3 protein-coding genes and 2 pseudogenes are annotated in these 4,583 nt (G+C 51.6%); 4 read left to right on the top strand and 1 reads right to left on the bottom strand.

Annotated features, from left to right (window positions below; genetic code table 11):
• Positions 1 to 232 (top strand): annotated as a pseudogene (locus tag MHN01_RS17405) (L-2-hydroxyglutarate oxidase); the annotation flags it as partial.
• Between the two features lie 108 nt (positions 233 to 340).
• Here MHN01_RS17405 and MHN01_RS17400 read toward each other — a convergent pair.
• Positions 341 to 1,267 carry a LysR family transcriptional regulator gene (locus MHN01_RS17400; RefSeq protein ID WP_075764488.1) on the bottom strand — a complete coding sequence of 309 codons (927 nt, stop codon included), beginning with the start codon at positions 1,265 to 1,267 and terminating at the stop codon, positions 341 to 343.
• A 146-nt stretch (positions 1,268 to 1,413) separates the two neighbouring features.
• On the opposite strand from MHN01_RS17400, the gene MHN01_RS17395 reads away from it, so the two are divergent.
• The 3 genes and pseudogenes from MHN01_RS17395 to MHN01_RS17385 form a co-directional block, all read left to right on the top strand.
• A complete protein-coding gene (locus MHN01_RS17395; RefSeq protein WP_239412498.1) occupies positions 1,414 to 2,877 on the top strand; it encodes an NAD-dependent succinate-semialdehyde dehydrogenase in 1,464 nt (487 codons plus the stop codon).
• 395 nt (positions 2,878 to 3,272) lie between these two features.
• Positions 3,273 to 4,301 carry a TRAP transporter substrate-binding protein gene (locus MHN01_RS17390; protein WP_239412497.1) on the top strand — a complete coding sequence of 343 codons (1,029 nt, stop codon included), beginning with the start codon at positions 3,273 to 3,275 and terminating at the stop codon, positions 4,299 to 4,301.
• 102 nt (positions 4,302 to 4,403) lie between these two features.
• Positions 4,404 to 4,583, top strand: a pseudogene (locus MHN01_RS17385) (TRAP transporter small permease); the annotation flags it as partial.

The following is a 4,583-nucleotide window of genomic DNA, read 5'->3' as shown; positions in this document are numbered from 1 at the left end:
CGTCGATGATTTGCAGCCGTATCCTGCGGGTATCCGTGCTCAGGCGGTGCTGAAAGACGGCACTTTAGTGCATGACTTTCTCTTTGCCGAGAGCCGCCGCAGCCTGCATGTCTGCAATGCCCCCTCTCCCGCGGCAACGTCTGCTATCCCGATTGGAAACTACATTTGTAATAAGGTAGCCGACAAGCAGCAAGCCGAACTGGCGGAAGAGCCTGCCGACGTTTCTGTCTGATTATCTGTCTTCCTGGATGGATAACGAAATGCTGCGGTGATAATGCGATAGAGCGTATCTCGCCCGCCCCTGGGATATCAGGTGGCGGGCAAAGCCCGTGGTGGCTAATTAGTGCTCGTGATAGAAATCAAGCAGCGTTTTGATAAACAGTGAACGTACTTTATTCACCGTGCTGGTTTTTTTGGTGATTGCCATGATCTCCAGCGTATAGAAGCGCCGATCCGGGGCGATGGCTTTCAGCTCGCCGCTTTCGACATAGGGCTGGGCGTAGTTCTCCGGCAAAAAGCCGATAAACTTCGATGATAACAGCAAGGCCAGCCGCGATTCATAGTTATAGGCGGTGGCTTTGAGATTCATGTTGGCCAGATGGCCGTTAATGTTCTCCTGGGTCTTCATTCCCGCATATACCACCGGAAACCCATCGATGATTTCGTCGCTCAGCTCGTCCTCGTGGAGATCATACAGCGGGTTGTCCCGGCTGCAGTAGAGGAAACAGTGGTCGGAATAAATATGCTGGTACTCCAATCCATCCAGGCTGCGGTGGTAGGGTATAAAGCCGATATCAGCTTCTTCACTCATAACCATTCGCTCAATTTCAGTCATCCTGGCCACTTCGGAAGTCAGGTAGACCTCGTGCGCCAGCTTAGAGAAGCGGCGAAAAACGTCCGGGATCCGGGCGCGGTTGTCGAGGCTGATGGTATCGCTGAACAGTACGGTCAGGCTACCGGATAACTGGGTATCGAGAGAGTTGATGGTATTGCGGAAATCGTCCAGTTCGCCAAGTAGCTTGATGGTTGCGTCATAGACAACCGAGCCTTCTTCGGTAAGGGCGAAGCCAGCTCGTCCACGACGGCACAAGGTAAGGTTGAGGCGCGACTCAAGGTTAGAGATATGAATACTGATGGTCGAGCGACTAATGTTTAGCTCTGTTTCGGCAGCAGAAAACCCTCCGCAGTCGGCAACTGTCTTGAAAATTTTCAGCTGTTTGATTTCGTAATCCCCGATTTGTCCAACCGGGATTGAGGCTCGTGTCATTGTTTTATGCCCATAAAACTTCAGGTTTATCAGTGAAAATTTATTCACTGCTTTTTATTGTTAAAATTCTGTTTACGCATTATGTATGGATTTGAAACATCATTCTTTGAACCCTGTAATAGTTCTCAGCAGCGGATGGTTAAGTTATGGAAGATTTACCTTTGGTTCTGTCTCATGCCTATATAGACGGACAGTGGGTCGCGGCAGACAGCGGTGCCACATTGTCGGTGGTCAATCCGGCAAATGGTGCATTAATTACTGAAGTGCCGGATATGGGTGCCAGTGAGGCGCAAGCGGCTGTAGTCGCTGCAGATAAAGCGCTTCAGGGCTGGCGAAAAACGACGGCCAAACACCGTGCCAATCTGCTCAAGGCTTGGTTCGAACTGATTGTGGAACATGCTGATGAGCTGGCCAAATTGCTAACAACAGAGCAAGGCAAGCCCTACAAGGAAGCCTATGGTGAGGTGATTTACGGGGCATCGTTTATCGAGTGGTTTGCCGAAGAGGCCAAGCGCACTTACGGCGATCATATTCCCGCGGCCATGCCGGGCAACCGCTACCTCACCATCAAACAGCCAGTCGGGGTGGTTACTGCCATTACACCCTGGAACTTCCCGGTGGCGATGATCACCCGCAAGGTCGGCCCGGCGCTGGCCGCCGGTTGTACCGTGGTGGTTAAGCCGGGCGAGGATACCCCGTTGTGCGCTTTGGCGATGGCGAAACTGGCAGAGCAGGCAGGGATCCCCGTGGGCGTTATTAATGTGGTGACAACAGCCCGGCCAGCCGTGGTCGGTGAGGTGTTATGTACCCATCCACTGGTCAGAAAGGTCTCGTTTACCGGCTCGACACCGGTGGGTAAACATATTCTCCGTCAGGCTGCCGATACTGTTAAAAAAGTGTCGATGGAGCTGGGTGGCAATGCGCCGTTTATCGTCTTCGAGGATGCCGATCTGGACAAAGCGGTTCAGGGGGCGCTGATTTCCAAATATCGCAACGCCGGACAAACCTGCGTGTGTACCAATCGCTTGTACATTCATGATGCGGTGTACGACCAGTTTATGGCCCGTTATATCGAGGCTGTTGCGGCTCTCAAGCTGGGTGACGGCCTGGTGGACGGGACGGAGATTGGCCCGTTGATTAACGCCAGGGCGGTAGCTAAAGTCGATACTCTGGTTGCCGAGGCGATCAGCCAGGGCGCCAATTTGGTCCTGGGCGGACAGATCGCTGATGTCGGTGAACAGTATTACCAGCCGACCATTCTGAGCGATGTGACCGAGCAAATGAATATCGCCCACCAGGAATTGTTCGGTCCGGTGACGACCGTATTTCGTTTCAATGATGAAGAAGATGTGATCCGCAGGGCCAATGATACCCCTTACGGGCTCGCGGCCTATTTCTACTCCCGTGATAACAGCCGGATTTGGCGGGTCAGCGAAGCCTTGGAGTACGGCATTATCGGTATCAATGAAGGAATAATCTCGACTGAAGTGGCTCCGTTTGGTGGTGTTAAGGAGTCAGGTTGCGGTCGCGAGGGATCCAAGTACGGTATCGAGGACTACCTGGAAATTAAGTATCTCTGCCTTGGTGTCGATCAGTCACCCCAATACTGATCCGATACCGGTATTTTTCGGCCCGGGTTAACCCGAGCCATAGTGAATTACCCTGGAATAAACCTTAGCTTGTGTTTGTGTCGTACCTGATTGAACGTATGTTCTAGTGGTGACGTTTTGGCAATACCTTTCGGTATTGCCTTTTTTTTTGCCTGTCATTTAGGGCGATATCATTATTTATCTTTCTGTTTTTAAAGGCATAAGTGATTGGTTTGGCAAAGGTTTGATGGCGTTAAAACTTCACGTGAATACATAAGAATTTAATAAATGTGAATAAATTGTAATTATCGGTAACAACATGGCAACGGATGAAGTTAAGACGTCATGGCACTTGTCTCTGTTCGAACCGATGGATTTGAACAGATGAAGGATAAAAATAACAAGGAGCACAATCCATGTTCAACACCTTACTAAAGCTGCGAAACAAAAGTTTGAAGAAAACACTGGCTGGCTACACATTGGCCATTTCGGCCACCTTATCGATGGTTCCCGAAGCCTTTTCTGCCGAGCATAACTGGCGTTTTGTGAACCTGTATTCGAGGGGCACAGCCTATGGCGAAGTGTACAAGAGCTTTGCCGAGAACATCGAAGCCATGTCCGGTGGTCGTATTGCCGTACAGGTTATGTATGCCGGTGAAGGTGTTGGCCAGACAGGCGTACTGGGCTCGGTAAAATCCGGTCTGATGACCATGGGTGCTCCTTTCCAGCCAATGCATGCCGGTGAGTTTCCTCCGGGTGTTGTCGAAGTTGGCTTGCCTGGGATGACCGATGATGTCGGTGAGCTTAGTGCCTTGTTCCATGAGAAAGGCTGGGGCGAAGTGCTGGAAGAGGCGTACGATAAGCAGAATCTGGTATGGCTGGAACCCTATATTCAGCTACCTGTCTACGTGCTGACCAAAACGCCGATCAACTCAATTGATGATTTCAAAGGGATGAAAATTCGTGCGCCGGGTGCCTACGGTAAGTTCCTGCGTAAATTGGGCGCTTCGCCGGCATCGCTATCCTGGAGTGAAATCTATACCAGCCTGGCAACCGGGGTCATCGATGGTTCTATTGGTAGTAACCTGATTGACCACCGTGACGGTAACCATGTTGAAGTTGCCAAGTATATGTACCGTCTGCCGATAGCGGGCGCACAGGCCCTGCCTATCGTGGTAAACAAGCGCGCTTGGAACAAGCTACCGGCCGATTTGCAGGCGATTGTACGTGGTGCCAGCGCCCAGCATGCCCGTGAGCAGATGACCAAGTCGCGTTTGTGGGAGTCTCAGGCGGTGGCAGATATGGAAGCCAAGGGCATGAAGTGGAGTCCGCAGCCGAGCAAGGAAGACATCCAGAAATGGAATACGGCAGCAAACTCGCTGTGGAGCGAGTATGCCAAGGCGGATAAATACAGCAGCCGCCTGGTTGAGATTCTTCAGCAGTAAATGGGGTGAATACCGGCCGGGGCGAGTATCTCTGTAGGTTCCGGTTGGTATATAGGGGCGAGAGCCCCTTTTGTCTTTCCTCCGGCTTCAAGGATGATAAGTATGTTTAAGATGGCAATGAAGGGGTATTGCCTCGGGATCAATCGGTTGGTGTACCTAATTGGCTTCTCGGCCTCGGTGCTGATGCCGTTGCTGGCACTGGCGGTGGGATTCGAGGTGTTCTCGCGTTATGTGCTGGGTAGCCCGACGATCTGGGCCTATGATGTTTCCCTCTTTCTATTC

Source organism: Photobacterium sp. OFAV2-7 (assembly GCF_022347985.1).
Taxonomy (GTDB): domain Bacteria; phylum Pseudomonadota; class Gammaproteobacteria; order Enterobacterales; family Vibrionaceae; genus Photobacterium.
The sequence above is the reverse complement of the archived record's forward strand: the minus strand, read 5'-3'. Positions and strand labels throughout refer to the sequence as shown.

Bases quoted from the DNA above. Each gene is read 5' to 3' on its own strand.
- MHN01_RS17395 (WP_239412498.1), top strand. From the start codon at position 1,414: ATGGAAGATTTACCTTTGGTTCTGTCTCATGCCTATATAGACGGACAG.
- MHN01_RS17390 (WP_239412497.1), top strand. From the start codon at position 3,273: ATGTTCAACACCTTACTAAAGCTGCGAAACAAAAGTTTGAAGAAAACA.
- MHN01_RS17400 (WP_075764488.1), bottom strand. From the start codon at position 1,267: ATGACACGAGCCTCAATCCCGGTTGGACAAATCGGGGATTACGAAATC.